The organism is Streptomyces sp. NPDC058221, from assembly GCF_042882365.1.
Classification (GTDB): Bacteria; Actinomycetota; Actinomycetes; order Streptomycetales; family Streptomycetaceae; genus Streptomyces.
The window spans coordinates 10,383-28,040 of the sequence record NZ_JBHVWF010000115.1; the positions used below are offsets into that span (position 1 = coordinate 10,383).

The window sequence follows — 17,658 nt, forward strand, 5'->3', positions numbered from 1 at the left end:
CTGCTCACCCATCCGCACGACGGCCCGGCCGTGGAACTCCCCGCGGGGCTGCCCCCGGCGGGCCGGGTGCCGGACGGGCGGGTGCTGACGCTGATCAGCGGGCACCGGGTGCGGGCGGTGCCGATGGACGCGCCGGGGACCGGGTACGAGGTGACGGCACCGGAGGGCGAGCGGCTGCTCTACCTGCCGCCGGGCGGCGCCCCGGCCGGTCTCGCCGACCGGATGGCGGAGCCGTACGACACAGTGGTCGGCGACATCGTGGGACGGCCCGACGCGGTGGCCCGGCTGCGGGCCGTCGATGCGATCGGGCCGGCCACCGAGGTGATCGCCGTCCATCTGGACCACGACGCGCCGCCCGGCCCCGAGCTCGACCGGCGGCTCGCCGCTGCGGGGGCGCGGGCCGTTCCGGACGGCACGACCCTGACGGTCGGCGGGTACCACGCCGCCCCTGAGGTGCCCCGGCGCACGCTCGTCACCGGCGGCGCGCGGTCCGGAAAGTCGGTCGAGGCCGAGCGGCGGCTGGAGACGTATCCCGAGGTCGTCTACGTGGCGACCGGCGGCGCCCGGGACGGCGACGCGGAGTGGGCGGCCCGGATCGGGCTGCACCGGGAGCGCAGACCGGCGGCCTGGCGCACCGAGGAGACCTGCGAGCTGGCGGAGCTGCTGTCCTCGGACGGGCCCCCGCTGCTGATCGACTGCCTGTCGCTCTGGCTGACGGACGCGATGGACCGGGTGGACGCCTGGGACGACGCGGGGTGGGCAGGAGGCGGACAGAGCATGTTGCGCAAGCGGACGGCGGAACTCGTGGCCGCCTTCCGCGGGACGCGGCGCACCGTCGTCGCGGTGACCAACGAGACCGGCTCGGGCGTGGTGCCCGCCACGGCCGCGGGGCGGCGCTTCAGGGACGAGCTGGGCCGGCTGAACGCCGCGGTGGCCGGTGAGTGCGAGCAGGTGCTGCTGGTGGTGGCCGGGCAGTCGCTGACGCTGCGCGGCTGACGGACCGGCCGGCGAGGAACGGAACGAGGAGCGGACAGATGGCGCGTGTACGGCCGATGCTGGAAGGGGTTCCTGAGACCCTGTTGTGGACGTTGTACAACCGGGCCTACGAGGCCGGCCGCCGCTACCCGGTGCTGGACGATCCGATGGCGCTCCAGCTGCTGGCGGACCTGGACTATCCGTTCGAGGAGCGGTTCGGTCTTCCCAGCCCGTTCAACTCGCAGGCCCAGGGGCTGCGGTCACGCTGTTTCGACCTGGCCGTGCAGGCGTATCTCGCCGACCTCCCGGAGGCCACCGTGGTGGCGCTCGGCGACGGTCTGGAGACCGGGTTCTGGCGGGTCGACAACGGCCGGCTGAACTGGCTGAGCGTGGAGCTGCCCGAAGTGGCCGTGCTGCGCCGGACGCTGCTGCCCCCGTCGGACCGGCTGCGGACGCTCTCCGGATCGGCGGCCGACCTCTCCTGGCTGGACGGGATCGAGGACCCGTCGGGGCGGGGCGTGGTCGTCACGGCCCAGGGGCTGCTGATGTATCTGCGGCCCGCCGAGGTACGGAAGATCATCGCGGCCTGCGCCGAGCGGCTGCCGGGCGGTGTGCTCGTCCTGGACTCGATGTCGCGGTGGCCGGCGAAGGGCACGGTGGCGGGCACGTCGAAGGTGGGTGACATGACGGTCCCGCCGATGCGCTGGGCGATGGATCCGGGCGAGCGGCAGAAGCTGCGGAGCGCGCATCCGGCGATCACGGAGGCGCGTGCGCTTCCCCTGCCACGCGGCCGGGGTGCGATGGGTGAGCTGATCCGGGTACAGCATCTGCTTCCCGGGCTGCGGACGCTGACCCCGGCGATGACCCAACTGCGGTTCGGCGGCTGAGCGGCGCACACCGGCCGGGGCCGGAAAACGTGGCAGGTACTGTTCCGCAGTGGAGGGTGCCCGGTCGCAGGCCACCCGGCAGCCTCCGAGCCCGCCGCCGGGCTCCCCGGCCCACACGACGTATCGACCCGCGAGGCAGACCCCCGTGAATCTGGACGACTTCTCCGACCTGATCGAACGCCCCGACGGGGGTCTACGGCGCGATGCCGAGGAGCGCCGGGAGCGCTTGCTCGTGCCCCCGGGTGCTCTCGGCCGCCTCGACGAGCTGGGCGAGTGGCTCTCCGCGGCCCAGCAGGCCGTGCCGGTCAAGCCGGTCGAGCAGCCGCGGGTGGTGCTGTTCGCCGGTGATCACGCAGTGGCGGCGCTGGGCGTCTCGGGCCGTGCGGCCGGCAGCGCGCACGAGCTGGTGCGGGCCACGCTGGAGGGCGCGACCCCGCTCGCCGTGCTGGCCCGCCGGTTCTCCGTGCCGGTCCGGATCGTCGACGCCGGTCTGGACTGCGACCCGGAGCTGCTTCCGGAGCAGGTGGTACGGACCCGGGTGCGGCGCGGCAGCGGCCGGATCGACATCGAGGACGCGCTGACGGCCGAGGAGGCCGAGCAGGCGGTGCGTCTCGGTATCGCCATCGCCGACGAGGAGGCCGACTCGGGCACCGATCTGGTGGTGCTCGGCGATCTGAGCGTCGGCGGTACGACGGCTGCGGCCACCTTGATCGCGGCGCTGTGCGGCACCGACGCCTCGGTGGTCACCGGGCGCGGTGGCGCGGGCATCGACGACCTGGCCTGGATGCGCAAGTGCGCGACGGTCCGCGACGCGCTGCGCCGGGCCCGGCCGGTCCTGGGTGATCAGCTGGAGCTGCTGGCCACGGTGGGCGGCGCCGATCTGGCGGCGATGACCGGCTTCCTGCTGCAGTGCGCGGTGCGCCGGCTCCCGGTGATCCTGGACGGTGTGGTCTCCGCGGCCTGCGCGCTGGTCGGCCAGCGGGCGGCGTTCCGGGCACCGGACTGGTGGCTGGCGGGCCAGCTGAGCGGTGAGCCGGCGCAGGCGAAGGCGCTGGACCGGATGGCGCTCAACCCGCTGCTCGACCACGGCGTCATCGTCGGGGAAGGAAGCGGGGCATTGCTCGCACTTCCGTTCGTACAGGCCGCGGCCGCACTGGCGGCGGAGCTGCCCGAGCGCGCACCGGCCGCCGACGAGGACGACGAGAAGGACGACGAGGAGACGGCCGGCGGCGAAGAGGGCGAACCGGCCGGGGACTGACGAGCGGCAGCTGACCGATCCCGCTGCGGCCGCCGGACACCGGCCGCAGAGAAGCCCTTTATGAAGCGCGATGCCCCATATGATCGCTTTTCATGGGAGAGGTCAGTGTGGTCAGCGAGGAATCCGGGCGGGGCGACGTCCAGGCACAGAGCACGACCCGCTCACGGCATGGCGCCGCCTTCGCCATCTGGTACCTGCGGGTCGTCTCGTTCATCAATTTCCTGAGCGCCGTCTGGGTCACCTTCGGCCAGGACCTGCGGCGCCACAACACCGAGAACTACTTCACGCCCTATCTGCTCACCGCGGGTTTCTCCTCCGGAGTGGTCGCGCTGTTTCTCGCGGTCACCATGCGGCGGCGCAAACGGGCCGCCTGGATCGTCAACATGGTGCTGAGCGGGCTCACACTGCTGCTGTTCGCGGCGGTGATCGGCTTCCCGGAGATCCGCCGGTACCCACAGAACTGGATCTCGCTCGGCCTGACCGCGTGCTTCGTCCTCGCACTGGTCCTCGGCAGGCGGGAGTTCTACGCGAAGGGCGACCGGTCCAACCCGAAGCTGGCCGCACTGGTGGCGGTCGTGGGGCTGCTGGTCACCTCGCTGATCGCGGCCGGGCTGGTCACCCTCACCAACGCCGCACACGACGACTACCGTTCGACGTTCCTGGACCGCTGGCGCTACGGCGCGCTGCGGCTGATCTCCGTCGCCGCCAACGACTCCGCGTTCCCCGGCATCCAGACGCCGGGCTGGGTGAACGTCGTCATCAACATCCTCTCCACGCTGCTGCTGATCGCCGTCGTGTACGCGGCCTTCCGCTCCCGCCGGGCGGTCGACCCGATCACCCCGCAGGACGAGGAGGCGCTGCGCGCCCTGCTCGACAAGCACGGCGAGCGGGACTCGCTCGGCTACTTCGCGCTGCGCCGCGAGAAGAGCGTCATCTGGTCGCCGACCGGCAAGGCCGCCGTCACCTACCGGGTGGTGGGCGGGGTCTCGCTGGCCTCCGGTGATCCCATCGGCGACCCGGAGGCCTGGCCCGGAGCCATCGGCCCCTGGCTGGCCGAGGCACGCGAGCACGGCTGGACCCCGGCGGCGATGGGGGTGAGCGAGGAAGGCGGCAACGTCTACGTCCGGCACGGGCTCGACGCCCTGGAGCTCGGCGACGAAGCGATCGTGGAGACGGCCGAGTTCACCCTGGAGGGGCGGGCGATGCGGACCGTCCGCCAGGCCTACAACCGGGTCAAGCGGGCCGGTTACGAGGTGACGGTGCGCCGGCACGAGGAGATCCCCGAGGCCGAGATGGCCGAACTCGTGCGCAGGGCCGACGACTGGCGCGACGGGGCGACCGAGCGCGGCTTCTCGATGGCGCTGGGTCGGCTCGGCGACCCGGCGGACGGCCGGTGCGTGATGCTCGAATGCCGGGACACCGGCACGGCAGACGGCGAGGACGGCGCTCCGGGCGAGCTGCGCGCCGTGCTGAGCTTCGTCCCCTGGGGTCCGAACGGCCTGTCACTGGACCTGATGCGGCGTGACCGGGACGCCGAGAACGGACTGATGGAGTTCATGGTCATCGAACTCCTGCAACAGGCCGAGAAGATCGGCATCACCCAGGTCTCGCTGAACTTCGCGATGTTCCGCTCGGTCTTCGAGCGCGGATCACGGCTCGGCGCCGGACCGGTGCTCAGGCTGTGGCGCTCCCTGCTCAGCTTCTTCTCGCGCTGGTGGCAGATCGAGTCGCTCTACCGCGCCAACGCCAAGTACCGGCCCATCTGGGAACCGCGCTATCTGCTCTTCGAGAAGAGCTCCGACCTGCTGCGCATCGGTATCGCGGCAGGACGCGCCGAAGGGTTCCTGGAGGCGCCCGGTCTGCCCAAGTGGCTGCACCGCTCGCACCTCGGGCCGCGTGGATGAGACCGGTGCGCGCCCTGCTCCGGGCGGCCCGCCGGGAGTGGGGGCCGCTGTGGACGGCCGTGCGCGCGGGACTCGCGGCCGACGGGCTGCGGGCCGTCCCGATGACGCTGGCCGCGGTCTGCCTGACGGCCCTGCTCCAGGTGGTGCAGAACCGGTCCTGGGGCGCGGGGGCGGTACGGGCGCTCGGTTCGGTGCGGGCCGAGGATCCGCTGTGGGTAGCCCTGCTGCGTACCCCGCTGTCGCTGTTCGTCCCCGCGCCCGACCTGCCGGTGTGGGGTGCGCTGGCGCAGCTGCTGCTGGTCTTCGGGGTCGCCGAGATCTGTCTGGGCCGGTGGCGGACGCTGCTGATCGCGTACGCCGCGACCCTGGCCGGGACGCTGTACGCGCGGATCGGCGTCGCGGTCGGCCCCGACGGGTTCTTCGGGCTGCCCGCCTCCGACGCCCTGGAGGTCGACACCGGGCCCTCGGCCGCGGTGGTCGCCCTGGCCGTCTACCTGTGCCATGTCCACCGGGCCTGGTTCACCGGAACGCTGGTGGTCGCGGCGATGGTGGCCGAGGTGGCCGTCAAGGACAATCTGGCGGGCAAGGAACATCTGGCGGCCATCGCCGCCGCCCTCCTGCTGTGCGCGTTCGCGGCGGTGCACGACCGGCGCCGGCCGCGCCGCCGCCGTCAGGGCTTGGGAGCTCGGGCCGGGACCCGGTCGGGTGCGCCGCCGATCAAGTCCTGAAACCTGCGGCGCGGGCCTGCCCAGCGGACGTCGTGGTGGTAGGCGCGCAGCACCGCCCTGGAGCGGGCCCGGTGCCGGTTGCGGTAGAACCGCTTCGCCCACATCGAGGTCGGCCTGGCCAGCCTGACCGCCCCGAACAGGGCGACGAACGGGACCAGGGTGCCGACCACCGCCATCCGCGCCTTGCCCTTGAACAGGGCGATCAGCACGAAGCAGAAGTTGACGGCGAGCGAGAGCACGGCGTTCAGCCGGCCCTGCTGCTGATCGTCGCTCAGGTCGTCCACGCCGAGCGGCGAGAAGCCGCCGAGCACCAGCAGCACCAGCGCGGCGGTGAGGACCACGACCTCCACGCTCTGACGGCCCTGCTCCGACCAGTACACGTCGTCCAGGTGCAGGATCAGCGCGAACTCGTCCAGCACCAGCCCCGCGCCCATGCCGAACACCACCGCGCAGACCCCGGCGGTGACCCCGTGCCGTCCACTGGCGACCGCGCCGAAGCCGCCGACCACGCTCAGCACCACCCCGGGCACCACGTGGTGGACATGGATGCCGCCGGGAGTGAAATTGCGGAACGGGCCCTTCCCGGCCCGGATCATCCGGGTGATGACGCGGGTGATCGCGAAAGTGAGCACGAAGGAGGCCAGTGCCAGGAGAAGGGGCAGCTTCCCCGGCTCGACGATGTTCCGATCGAACCAGTGACCCATGCCACCCACTCCCGATAAGCCGTGTTCGCCCAGTTACGTGGCGTTTTGGACAATCTATCGGCCGCGCCCACCGATTAGCCTGCGCGCCGTGACCTCCCTGAACAGCCACGGCATACGTTTCGCCTTCGGCACCCTCACCGTGATCCCCGTCCGCGTCACCCGCTGGGACCGCGACGCGGCGCGGGCCGGGATGCTGTGCGCCCCGCTGGCCGGACTGGCCGTGGGGGTGCTCGCGGCGGTGCCCGGCAGCCTGTTGCTGCTGTTCGGCTCGGGGCCGCTGCTCGCCGCCGTCGCCTCCGCCGCCGTTCCTGCGGCCCTCACCAGGGGGCTGCATCTCGACGGTCTCGCGGACACCGCCGACGGCCTCGGCAGCGGGAAGCCCGCCGAGGACGCGCTGCGGATCATGAAGCAGTCCGACATTGGGCCATTCGGTGTGATCACCCTGCTGTTCGTCCTGCTGGCACAGGTGGCGGTCCTTCAGCAGCTGTACGCACAGGGCTGGGAGCGGGGCGCGGTGGCGGCCGTCGTGGCCGGCGTCGTCGCCCGGCTCGCCCTCACGCTGGCCTGCCGCGGCGGAGTCCCGGCGGCCCGCCCCGAGGGGCTGGGCGCCGCGGTGGCGGGCGCGGTGCCGGTCCGGGGCGCGGTGGCGGTCGCCGTCGTGACGGTGGCGGCCTGTGCGGGCGCGGGAGCCCTGCTCGGCGGGTACGGGGCGCCGGGCCACGCGCTGGCCGCGCTGGCCGCTCTCGCGGCGGCCCAGCTGCTCCTGCGGCACTGCGTGCGGCGGTTCGGCGGGGTGACGGGCGATGTGTTCGGGGCGCTGGCGGAGACCGCGGCGACCGTGACACTGGTGGGGCTGGCGCTCGGCTGAGCGGCGGTCCGGCGCGATGCGCAACGTCCCGCCGTACGCCCGGAGGCCCCGGTCAGGCCCCGGCCGCCGGGCACTGCTCGCGCCAGACGCCGAGCTCGTACTTCTTGAGCAGCGAGCTCAGCCGAAGCTTCCGGGACTGTGCGCAGAACCGTGCCACGGGAAGCTCGTACTCCACGTGGAACACCGCCTTGCCCGCCTTCACGAACGGGCTGAGCTCCTCGCACTCCTCGTACTGGGCGCACTGTTCGTTGACCGCGAAGTCGAAGTCCCCGACCAGCTGCGGGATCTGCGGGAGGTCGTTCTTCAGCCCGACGGCGAGTCCGTGGCGGTGGGCCGTCTCGGCGACGATCCGGTTGTAGCGCAGCTGGTGGGCGGCGGTCAGCGGGAATCCCGACCGGTTGCGGTAGCCGTCCATGTTGTCGGGCTCCACGGCGTCGAAGCCCTTCTTCGCGCACATGGCGATCCGGTCCTCCATCAGCGGTTCAAGGACGTCGGTGCGGCGGATGTCGAGCCACCGCTCCCCCGCCCAGCCGTTGCTCTTCCCCAGGACCGCCGCCGGGAAGTCGTCCGCGTCCGGGCGGAACTCCTCCCAGGCGCCGGTGGAGAGGTAGCAGATGACCTTGCGCCCCTTGCGGTGCAGCCCGGCCACCTCCGCCGCACCGTGGTCGAAGCCGTCGATGTCGTACACCGGGGCGTCCACCGTCGTGTCCAGCCGGCCGGAGAGCTGCCACTGCCAGTCCGTGCCCGGTTCCGGCTGCCAGCGCTCCGCGGCCGGCCGGGCGGCCCGGGCGGGTTCCGGCGCCGAGGTGCAGCCCGCCAGCACGGCCAGCAGAATCAGCACCGTGACGGGCAGTGCGGCCGGCCTTCCGGTCACCCGTGTGGCCACCCGGTCGCGCATCGCTCCCCCTGTTCGCCGGACCGCCGCCAACATCGGTGCGGTCGCGGCCTGTTCCCCCGGGAAGATCATCCCGGCACCACAACCGTACGGGTACCGAAAGACACTGACGGCCCGCCGCCGTGATCCGGCACCAAGGGCGCGCGTAGGCTCATTCCCGGCACATTGCGGCGGCGTCTACGATGCGCCGGGCACGGTCGGCCCACCCCCTCGACCGGCACAGAACTCTACGGAAGCGAGATTTCACCACCGTGACTGCTCTCACTCTCAGCACCTCCGGTGCGGCGACACTGCGCGCCGACGCGCTCGTCGTCGGCGTCGCCAAGGGCGACAAGGGCCTGGTCCTCGCACCGGGCGCCGAGGCCGTGGACAAGGCGTTCGGCGGAAAGCTCGCCGGCGTCCTGGAGACCCTGGGCGCCAGTGGTGCCGAGGGCGAACTGACCAAGCTCCCCGCGCCCGACGGCCTGAAGGTCCCGGTCGTCATCGCGGCCGGACTCGGCCCGGCCCCGGAGAAGGACGGCTCGTACGACGCCGAGGCGCTGCGCCGCGCCGCCGGTTCCGCCGCCCGTTCGCTCACCGGCTCGAAGAAGGCCGGCTTCGCGCTGCCCGTCGGCTCCGTCGAGGACGCCGAGGCCATCGCCGAGGGCGCGCTGCTGGGCGCGTACGCCTTCACCGCCTACCAGCGCGGTGAGAACAAGCTGGCGCCCAAGGGTGCGCAGTCCGGCGCCAAGCTGCCGCTGGCCGAGGTGGCCGTGCTCGGCGCCAAGCCCCGCGACAAGGCGTTCAAGGCCGCCGCCGAGCGCGCCGTCGCGCTGGTCGAGGAGATCAACCGCGCCCGCGACCTGATCAACACCCCGCCGAACGACCTGTACCCCGAGTCCTTCGCGGCCGTGGCCACGGCCGCCGGCAAGGAGCACGGCATCAAGGTGCAGGTGCTCGACGAGAAGGCGCTCGTCAAGGGCGGCTACGGCGGCCTGGTCGGCGTCGGCCAGGGCGCGACCCACGGTCCGCGCCTGGTGAAGCTCGCCTACACGCACCCGAAGGCGGAGAAGACCCTGGCCCTTGTGGGCAAGGGCATCACCTACGACTCGGGCGGCATCTCGCTGAAGCCGGCCGGCCACAACGAGACGATGAAGTGCGACATGAGCGGCGCCGCCGCCGTGTTCGCCACCGTCGTCGCGGCCGCCCGTCTGGGTCTGCGCGTCAACGTCACCGGCTGGCTGGCGCTGGCCGAGAACATGCCGTCGGGCAACGCCACCCGCCCCGGCGACGTGCTGAACATGTACAGCGGCAAGACCGTCGAGGTCCTCAACACGGACGCCGAGGGCCGGCTCGTCCTCGCCGACGCGCTGACCCGCGCCTCCGAGGAGAACCCGGACGCGATCGTCGACGTGGCGACCCTGACCGGCGCGATGGTGCTGGCGCTGGGCAACCGCACCTTCGGCATCATGGCGAACGACGACGCCTTCCGGACCTCGATCCACGAGATCGCCGACGAGGTCGGTGAGGCCTCCTGGCCGATGCCGCTCCCGGCCGACCTGCGCAAGGGCATGGACTCCCCGACCGCCGACATCGCCAACATGGGCGAGCGGATGGGCGGCGGCCTGGTGGCCGGTCTGTTCCTGAAGGAGTTCGTGGGCGAGGGCATCGCCTGGGCGCACCTGGACATCGCGGGCCCGGCCTTCCACGAGGGCGCGCCGTACGGCTACACGCCGAAGGGCGGCACCGGATCCGCGGTCCGCACCCTGGTGAAGCTGGCGGAGCGCACCGCGGCCGGAGACCTCGGCTGAGGTCGTAGCTGCTGGACGGCCCCGGGCATACGTCCGGGGCCGTCCGTGTTGCATCCACGGCACCGCGGCCGGGTGCGGACGGGTTTCGCTCTCGACGAAATCACCTCGCCCCTACGCAGCGGTAACCCCCTGAGAAGGACGATCATCCGTCTCAGACCCGGGCCCCGCGTCCCGCCCACCGTCAACAAGTGCGAAGATGGGTTCTCGGCAGGACAGGGCCCCCACCACAGGGCCGAATGACAAAAGCGGCCGAACACCAGCCGACCGGCCGGTCACACCCCACGACGGGGCCCGGCGTACGGCGCACATGCATGGAGGACGTGACGTGGCGAACGACGCCAGCACCGTTTTCGACCTAGTGATCCTCGGCGGTGGTAGTGGCGGTTATGCCGCGGCCCTGCGCGGAGCGCAGCTGGGCCTGGACGTCGCTCTGATCGAGAAGGGCAAGGTCGGCGGCACCTGCCTGCACAACGGCTGTATCCCCACGAAGGCCCTGCTGCACGCCGGTGAGATCGCCGACCAGGCGCGCGAGGCCGACCAGTTCGGTGTCAAGGCCACCTTCGAGGGCATCGACATGGAGGCCGTCCACAAGTACAAGGACGACGTGATCTCGGGCCTGTACAAGGGTCTGCAGGGTCTCATCGCCTCCCGCAAGGTGCACTACATCGAGGGTGAGGGCCGGCTCTCCTCCCCCACCTCGGTTGATGTGAACGGCCAGCGCATCCAGGGCCGCCACGTGCTCCTGGCGACCGGCTCCGTGCCGAAGTCGCTGCCGGGCCTGGAGATCGACGGCAACCGCGTCATCTCCTCGGACCACGCGCTGAAGCTGGACCGCGTCCCGAAGTCCGCGATCGTGCTGGGCGGCGGCGTCATCGGCGTCGAGTTCGCCTCGGCGTGGAAGTCCTTCGGCACCGACGTGACCATCGTCGAGGGCCTGAAGCACCTGGTCCCGGTCGAGGACGAGAACAGCTCGAAGCTTCTTGAGCGCGCGTTCCGCAAGCGCGGCATCAAGTTCAACCTCGGCACGTTCTTCCAGGGTGTCGAGTACACCCAGGACGGCGTCCGGGTGTCCCTCGCCGACGGCAAGACCTTCGAGGCCGAGGTGCTGCTGGTCGCCATCGGCCGCGGCCCCGTCTCGCAGGGCCTCGGTTACGAGGAGGCGGGTGTCGCGATGGACCGCGGCTACGTCCTCGTCGACGAGTACATGCAGACCAACGTCCCGACGGTCTCGGCCGTGGGCGACCTGGTCCCGACGCTCCAGCTGGCGCACGTCGGCTTCGCCGAGGGCATCCTGGTGGCGGAGCGGCTGGCCGGTCTGAAGACCGTCCCGATCGACTACGACGGTGTCCCGAAGGTGACGTACTGCCACCCCGAGGTCGCCTCCGTGGGCATCACCGAGGCCAAGGCCAAGGAGCTCTACGGCGCGGACAAGGTCGTCGCCCTCAAGTACAGCCTGGCGGGCAACGGCAAGAGCAAGATCCTCAAGACCGCGGGCGAGATCAAGCTCGTCCAGGTCAAGGACGGTGCCGTGGTCGGCGTCCACATGGTCGGTGACCGTATGGGCGAGCAGGTCGGCGAAGCCCAGCTGATCTACAACTGGGAGGCGCTGCCGGCCGAGGTCGCGCAGCTCATCCACGCCCACCCGACGCAGAACGAGGCGATGGGCGAGGCGCACCTGGCCCTCGCCGGCAAGCCGCTGCACTCCCACGACTGATCAGTCGACCGGGCGCGACGACCGACCTACTTCCGCACATTCGTAAGGAGCAACTGAAACCATGTCGGTTTCCGTAACCCTTCCGGCGCTCGGCGAGAGCGTCACCGAGGGCACTGTCACCCGTTGGCTGAAGGCCGAGGGCGAGCGCGTCGAGGCCGACGAGCCGTTGCTCGAGGTATCGACCGACAAGGTCGACACCGAGATCCCGGCCCCGGCCGCGGGCATCCTGGCCTCCATCAAGGTCGCCGAGGACGAGACCGTCGAGGTCGGCGCCGAGCTGGCCGTCATCGACGACGGCTCGGGCGCACCCGCCGCGGCTCCGGCCGCGGAGGCCGCACCGGCCTCCGAGCCCGAGGCCGCACCGGCCTCGGCCGCCGAGGCCCCCGCCGCCGCTCCGGCCCCCGCGGCCGAGGCTCCGGCCGCCGCCCCCGCCGGTGGTGCCTCCGGCACCGACGTCACCCTTCCCGCGCTCGGTGAGAGCGTCACCGAGGGCACCGTCACCCGCTGGCTGAAGGAGGTCGGCGAGGAGGTCTCGGAGGACGAGCCCCTGCTCGAGGTCTCCACGGACAAGGTCGACACCGAGATCCCGGCCCCGGTTTCCGGTGTGCTGCTGGAGATCGTCGTCGCCGAGGACGAGACCGCCGAGGTCGGCGCCAAGCTCGCCGTCATCGGTGCTCCCGGTGCCGCCCCGGCCGCCGCTCCGGCTCCGGCCGCCGCTGCCCCGGCTGCCGCACCGGCCGCGCCTGCTCCGGCGGCGCCCGCACCGGCTCCCGCCGCTCCGGCACCGGCCGCTCCGGCACCGGCCGCTCCGGCGCCTGCCGCCGCTGCTGCTCCGGCTGCTCCGGCCCCGGCTCCGGCTCCGGTCACCCCGGCGGCCCCGGCCGCTCCGGCCGCTCCGGCCGCGACCTCCGGTGACGACGGCGCGTACGTCACGCCGCTGGTCCGCAAGCTCGCCGCCGAGAACGGCGTCGACCTGGGCGCGGTCAAGGGCACCGGCGTCGGTGGCCGCATCCGCAAGCAGGACGTCGTCGCCGCCGCGGAGGCCGCCAAGGCCGCCGCTGCCGCTCCGGCCCCCGCCGCTGCCGCTCCGACCGCCTCCAAGGCGCCGAAGCTGGAGGCCTCCCCGCTGCGCGGTCAGACGGTCAAGATGACCCGCATGCGCAAGGTCATCGGCGAGAACATGATGAAGGCGCTGCACTCGCAGGCCCAGCTGACCACGGTCGTCGAGGTCGACGTCACCAAGCTGATGAAGCTGCGCAACAAGGCGAAGGACGCCTTCGCGGCCCGTGAGGGCGTCAAGCTCTCCCCGATGCCGTTCTACGTCAAGGCCGCCGCCCAGGCGCTGAAGGCCCACCCGGTCGTCAACGCCCGGATCAACGAGGACGAAGGCACGATCACGTACTTCGACTCGGAGAACATCGGCATCGCCGTGGACGCCGAGAAGGGTCTGATGACCCCGGTCATCAAGGGTGCGGGCGACCTCAACATCGCCGGTATCTCGAAGAAGACCGCCGAGCTGGCCGGCAAGGCCCGCGGTGGCGGCCTGACGCCGGACGACATGTCCGGTGCCACCTTCACCATCAGCAACACCGGCTCGCGCGGTGCGCTGTTCGACACCGTCATCGTGCCGCCGAACCAGGCAGCCATCCTGGGCATCGGCGCCACCGTCAAGCGCCCGGCGGTCATCGAGACCGAGGAGGGCACCGTCATCGGTGTCCGCGACATGACGTACCTCGCGCTCTCCTACGACCACCGTCTGGTGGACGGCGCCGACGCCGCCCGCTACCTGACCACGGTCAAGGCGATCCTGGAGGCCGGTGAGTTCGAGGTCGAGCTCGGCCTCTGAGCACCGCAGTTGTAACCAGCCTCACCAGCGGCGCCCCCGTCCGGAACACTCCCGGGCGGGGGCGCCGCCGTATTGTCTAGACACCACCGGTCGCCCCCGGCAACGGGGGTGGGTGCAGGCAGCACCGGTTTGCCCCGAAGGAGCCCGACATGACCCCGCCCGTCGTCCACTCGCTGCGCGAGCAGATCCGCGAGCACATCGTGGACGGGATCGTCAGCGGGCGCTGGAAGCCGGGTGAGCGGATCGTGGAGCGCCGCATCGCCACCGAGCTGGAGGTCAGCCAGACGCCCGTGCGCGAGGCACTGCGGGAGCTGGAGACGCTCCGGCTGATCGAGTCGGCGCCCAACAAGGGCGTCCGGGTCCGCAATCTCACCGCAGCCGATCTGGAGGAGAGCTACCCGGTACGGGCCGGCCTGGAGCAGATCGCCGCGGAACTGGCCGCCCCCGGGCTCGGCGAGGACTGCTCGCTGCTCGCACCCCATGTGACGGCGCTGTACGAGGCGGACCGGCTGGCCGACGGCGAGGCCCAGGTGCGCCACACGGTCGGCTTCCACCGCGAGCTGGTCCGGGCCGCCGGGAACGCCGTACTGCTGCACACCTGGGAGGGTCTTGGCATCGAGGTGTTCACTGCACTCTCGATCCGCTGGCTCGGCACGGTGCAGAAGTCGTACGCCGAGGAGCACGAGGCGCTCATCGAGGCGTTCCTGCGCAGGGACCCGGACATCGGTGTGCTGGTCAAGGCACATGTGCTCGGCTGTGCGCCGCGCGCCTGAGGCCGTACCTGCCGAGGCCCGTACCGACTGAGACCCGTACCGACTGAGACCCGTGCCGACCGATGCGCACACCTGGCGCGAGAGGCGCTCGACTGTGCAGCTGAGCGACCTATTTATCTGATTTATCCCGTCACTGCGTGCCCCATTCCGCGGCACCCCATGCCATTTTCTCCATATCGAGAAGTTTTGCCTTTCATCCTTTGATCGATCATCGATCGGCGACTTAGAGTTCACCCGCGGGCCCACCGGCCCCATCGCCCTGTCCTGCCAGTCAGGGACCTTTCTCCACCCCCCTCCTCACCGGAAGGCGGCGAACATGACCGACCCCGTAGGAAAGCTTCCGAGCGAGCTCGACCAGCTCCCGGACCGCGACCCCGAGGAGACCGCCGAATGGGCGGCCTCCCTGGATGCCGTCACCAAGGCCGCAGGCCCGCACCGCGCCGCATACCTGATGCGCCGCTCGCTCCAGCATGCCGAGGGCGCCGGTCTCGCGCTGCCCAAACTGCTGGAGACCGATTACGTCAACTCCATCCCGACCGCCGCGGAGCCCGCCTTCGACGGTGACCTGGAGATGGAGTCAAAGATCACCGCGTGGAACCGCTGGAACGCGGCCGCGATGGTCACCCGTGGCTCCCGGTTCGGCGTCGGCGGCCACATCGCCACCTTCGCCTCGGCGGCCTGGCTGTACGAGACCGGCTTCAACCACTTCTTCCACGGCAAGGAGGGGGACGGCTCCGGCGACCAGCTCTACATCCAGGGTCACGCCTCCCCCGGCATATACGCCCGCGCCTTCCTCGACGGCCGGCTCAGCGAGCAGCAGCTCGACAACTTCCGCCAGGAGGCGGGCGGCGACGGTCTGCCGTCCTACCCGCACCCGCGGCGGCTTCCCTGGCTGTGGGAGTTCCCCACCGTGTCGATGGGCCTCGGTCCGCTCTCGGCCATCTACCAGGCGCGCTTCAACCGTTACCTGTCCAACCGCAACATCAAGGACACGTCGAACTCGCACGTCTGGGCCTTCCTGGGCGACGGCGAGATGGACGAGCCCGAGTCGACCGCAGCCCTCGCCCTCGCGGCCCGTGAGCAGCTCGACAACCTGACCTTCGTCATCAACTGCAACCTGCAGCGTCTCGACGGTCCGGTCCGCGCCAACTTCCGCGTGGTCCAGGAGCTGGAGGCCCAGTTCCGCGGCGCCGGCTGGAACGTCGTCAAGACGCTCTGGGGCACCGCCTGGGACGAGCTGTTCCAGCTCGACACCACGGGCGCGCTGGTACGCCGGCTCCGGGAGGTCCCGGACGCGCAGTTCCAGACGTACGCCACTCGCGACGTCGCCTACATCCGCCAGCACTTCTTCGGCACCGAGCCCGCGCTCGCCGAGCTGGCGAAGCTGCTCACCGACGCGAAGATCGCCGAGTGTTTCCACACCTCGCGCGGCGGCCACGAGGCCCGCAAGGTGTACGCGGCGTACCGGGCGGCCCTGGAGCACAAGGGTGCTCCGACGGTGATCCTGGCGCAGACGGTGAAGGGCTACACGCTCGGCCCGGGCTTCGAGTCGCGCAATGCCAACCACCAGATGAAGAAGCTCGACGGCAAGCAGTTCCGCGCCATGCGCGACCTGCTGGACCTGCCGATCCCGGACTCGAAGCTGGACGAGGGCCTGGTGCCCTACGGCCACCCGGGCGCCGACTCCCCCGAGGTCCGCTACCTTCAGGAGCGCCGCGCCGCCCTCGGCGGCCCCGCCCCGGCCCGCCGGGTGCACGCGGTGGCGCTGCCGCAGCCCGAGGAGCGTGCGTTCAGTGCGCTGAAGAAGGGCTCCGGCAAGCAGGAACTGGCCACCACGATGGCGTTCGTCCGCCTCGCCAAGGACCTGATGCGGGACAAGGAGACCGGCAAGCGCTGGGTCCCGATCGTCCCCGACGAGGCCCGCACCTTCGGTATGGAGGCGCTGTTCCCGTCGGCCGGCATCTACTCGCCGCTGGGCCAGACGTACGACCCGGTCGACCGCGACCAGCTGATGTACTACAAGGAAGCCAAGGACGGCCAGGTCCTCAACGAGGGCATCACCGAGGCCGGCGCCATGGCCGACTTCATCGCCGCCTCCACGTCGTACGCGACGCACGGCGAGCCGATGATCCCGTTCTACATCTTCTACTCGATGTTCGGCTGGCAGCGTACGGGCGACCAGTTCTGGCAGCTGGGCGACCAGCTCGGCCGCGGTTTCGTGGTCGGTGCCACGGCGGGCCGTACGACCCTGACGGGCGAGGGCCTCCAGCACGCGGACGGCCACTCGCACCTGATCGCGTCCACGAACCCGGCGTCGCTCAACTACGACCCGGCGTTCGCGTACGAGATCGCGGTGATCGTCCAGGACGGTCTGCGGAGGATGTACGGCCCCGACGCCGAGAACGTCTTCTACTACCTGACGGTCTACAACGAGCCGAAGCCGCAGCCCGCGATGCCGGAAGGCGTCGAGGAGGGCATCGTCAAGGGCCTCTACCGCTTCAAGGAGGGCACGCCCGCGAAGGCGGACGCGCCGCGCCTTCAGCTGATGGCGTCCGGTACGGCGATCCACTGGGCCCTGGAGGCCCAGGAGCTGCTGGCCGCGGACTGGGGTGTCACGGCCGACGTCTGGTCCGCCACCTCGTGGGGCGAGCTGCGCCGCGACGCGCTGGAGTGCGACGAGGCGCTGCTCCGCGGTGAGCAGCGGGTGCCGTATGTGACCCAGGCGCTGGAGGGCGCTCCCGGTCCGGTCCTCGCGGTCAGCGACTGGATGCGCGCGGTGCCGGACCAGATCAGCCAGTGGGTGGAGCAGGACTGGTCCTCGCTCGGCACGGACGGCTTCGGCCTCTCCGACACCCGTGAGGCGGCCCGCCGCCACTTCGGCGTCGACGCGCAGTCGGTCACGGTCGCGGCGCTGGCCCAGCTGGCCCGCCGCGGCGAGGTACCGGCGTCGGCGGTCAAGGAGGCCCGCGAGCGGTACGGGCTCTGACGGTCCGCAGGACGGGGCGCGGGCCCACCCTGCTCCCCGTCCCCGGCTTCTTCCAGCCCGTCCGGCAGAGGCTTTGTCCTCAATCGCCGGACCGGCTTGATTTGACTGCTCCAGCGATTTCATGCGCCGCAAGGGGCACCACCAAGCCCGTCCGGCGATTGAGGACGTCTTTTGAGCCCGGCCGGCGTTTGAGGCCACGTTCCGAGCCCGGCCGGCGATTGAGGCCACCCAGGCGCGCCGGGCCGCAGGCACACGTGCTCCTCACCGCGGCCACAATGGCCGCATGCGTGCTGCCCGGCTCATCAGAATGGTGCTGGTGCGGGAGTGCCG

13 protein-coding genes are annotated in these 17,658 nt (G+C 71.5%); 11 read left to right on the top strand and 2 right to left on the bottom strand.

Going from position 1 to position 17,658, the window contains the following annotated elements:
* The 5 genes from ACFVW8_RS28985 to ACFVW8_RS29005 all read left to right on the top strand — a co-directional run.
* The coding region (locus ACFVW8_RS28985; protein WP_389695077.1) for a bifunctional adenosylcobinamide kinase/adenosylcobinamide-phosphate guanylyltransferase at nucleotides 1–996 on the top strand (996 nt) is incomplete at its 5' end.
* A 38-nt stretch (nucleotides 997–1,034) separates the two neighbouring features.
* Nucleotides 1,035–1,862, top strand: a complete 828-nt coding sequence (locus ACFVW8_RS28990) for a class I SAM-dependent methyltransferase (protein WP_389695079.1) — start codon at nucleotides 1,035–1,037, stop codon at nucleotides 1,860–1,862.
* A gap of 145 nt (nucleotides 1,863–2,007) precedes the next feature.
* Nucleotides 2,008–3,120, top strand: coding sequence for a nicotinate-nucleotide--dimethylbenzimidazole phosphoribosyltransferase (gene cobT, locus ACFVW8_RS28995; protein ID WP_389695081.1), 1,113 nt, complete (start codon nucleotides 2,008–2,010; stop codon nucleotides 3,118–3,120).
* 92 nt (nucleotides 3,121–3,212) lie between these two features.
* Nucleotides 3,213–5,024: a phosphatidylglycerol lysyltransferase domain-containing protein gene (locus tag ACFVW8_RS29000; RefSeq protein WP_389695083.1), complete on the top strand. Its 1,812-nt coding sequence runs from the start codon at nucleotides 3,213–3,215 to the stop codon at nucleotides 5,022–5,024.
* Entirely contained in the window at nucleotides 5,021–5,752 is a 732-nt protein-coding gene (locus ACFVW8_RS29005) for a hypothetical protein (protein ID WP_389695085.1), read from the top strand. The genes ACFVW8_RS29000 and ACFVW8_RS29005 overlap by 4 nt, the downstream gene beginning before the upstream one ends.
* Here ACFVW8_RS29005 and ACFVW8_RS29010 read toward each other — a convergent pair.
* A complete protein-coding gene (locus ACFVW8_RS29010) occupies nucleotides 5,695–6,456 on the bottom strand; it encodes a hypothetical protein (protein WP_389695087.1) in 762 nt (253 codons plus the stop codon). The two genes, ACFVW8_RS29005 and ACFVW8_RS29010, sit on opposite strands and share 58 nt — an antisense overlap.
* Nucleotides 6,457–6,544: 88 nt before the next feature.
* Between ACFVW8_RS29010 and ACFVW8_RS29015 the strand changes: the two genes are divergently transcribed.
* Complete coding sequence (locus tag ACFVW8_RS29015) at nucleotides 6,545–7,324, top strand: adenosylcobinamide-GDP ribazoletransferase (protein WP_389695089.1); 780 nt, start codon at nucleotides 6,545–6,547, stop codon at nucleotides 7,322–7,324.
* A 52-nt stretch (nucleotides 7,325–7,376) separates the two neighbouring features.
* Here ACFVW8_RS29015 and ACFVW8_RS29020 read toward each other — a convergent pair whose 3' ends face one another.
* Nucleotides 7,377–8,222, bottom strand: a complete 846-nt coding sequence (locus ACFVW8_RS29020) for an endo alpha-1,4 polygalactosaminidase (RefSeq protein WP_389695091.1) — start codon at nucleotides 8,220–8,222, stop codon at nucleotides 7,377–7,379.
* Between the two features lie 248 nt (nucleotides 8,223–8,470).
* On the opposite strand from ACFVW8_RS29020, the gene ACFVW8_RS29025 reads away from it, so the two are divergent.
* The 5 genes from ACFVW8_RS29025 (at nucleotide 8,471) to aceE (ending at nucleotide 17,328) form a co-directional block, all read left to right on the top strand.
* Nucleotides 8,471–10,009, top strand: coding sequence for a leucyl aminopeptidase (locus tag ACFVW8_RS29025; RefSeq protein WP_389695093.1), 1,539 nt, complete (start codon nucleotides 8,471–8,473; stop codon nucleotides 10,007–10,009).
* A 325-nt stretch (nucleotides 10,010–10,334) separates the two neighbouring features.
* A complete protein-coding gene (lpdA, locus tag ACFVW8_RS29030) occupies nucleotides 10,335–11,723 on the top strand; it encodes a dihydrolipoyl dehydrogenase (protein ID WP_389695095.1) in 1,389 nt (462 codons plus the stop codon).
* A 61-nt stretch (nucleotides 11,724–11,784) separates the two neighbouring features.
* Entirely contained in the window at nucleotides 11,785–13,569 is a 1,785-nt protein-coding gene (gene sucB, locus ACFVW8_RS29035) for a 2-oxoglutarate dehydrogenase, E2 component, dihydrolipoamide succinyltransferase (protein WP_389695097.1), read from the top strand.
* A gap of 149 nt (nucleotides 13,570–13,718) precedes the next feature.
* Entirely contained in the window at nucleotides 13,719–14,342 is a 624-nt protein-coding gene (locus ACFVW8_RS29040; protein ID WP_389695099.1) for a GntR family transcriptional regulator, read from the top strand.
* Nucleotides 14,343–14,658: 316 nt separating this feature from the next.
* Complete coding sequence (gene aceE, locus ACFVW8_RS29045; RefSeq protein WP_389695101.1) at nucleotides 14,659–17,328, top strand: pyruvate dehydrogenase (acetyl-transferring), homodimeric type; 2,670 nt, start codon at nucleotides 14,659–14,661, stop codon at nucleotides 17,326–17,328.
* Nucleotides 17,329–17,658 lie beyond the last annotated feature (330 nt).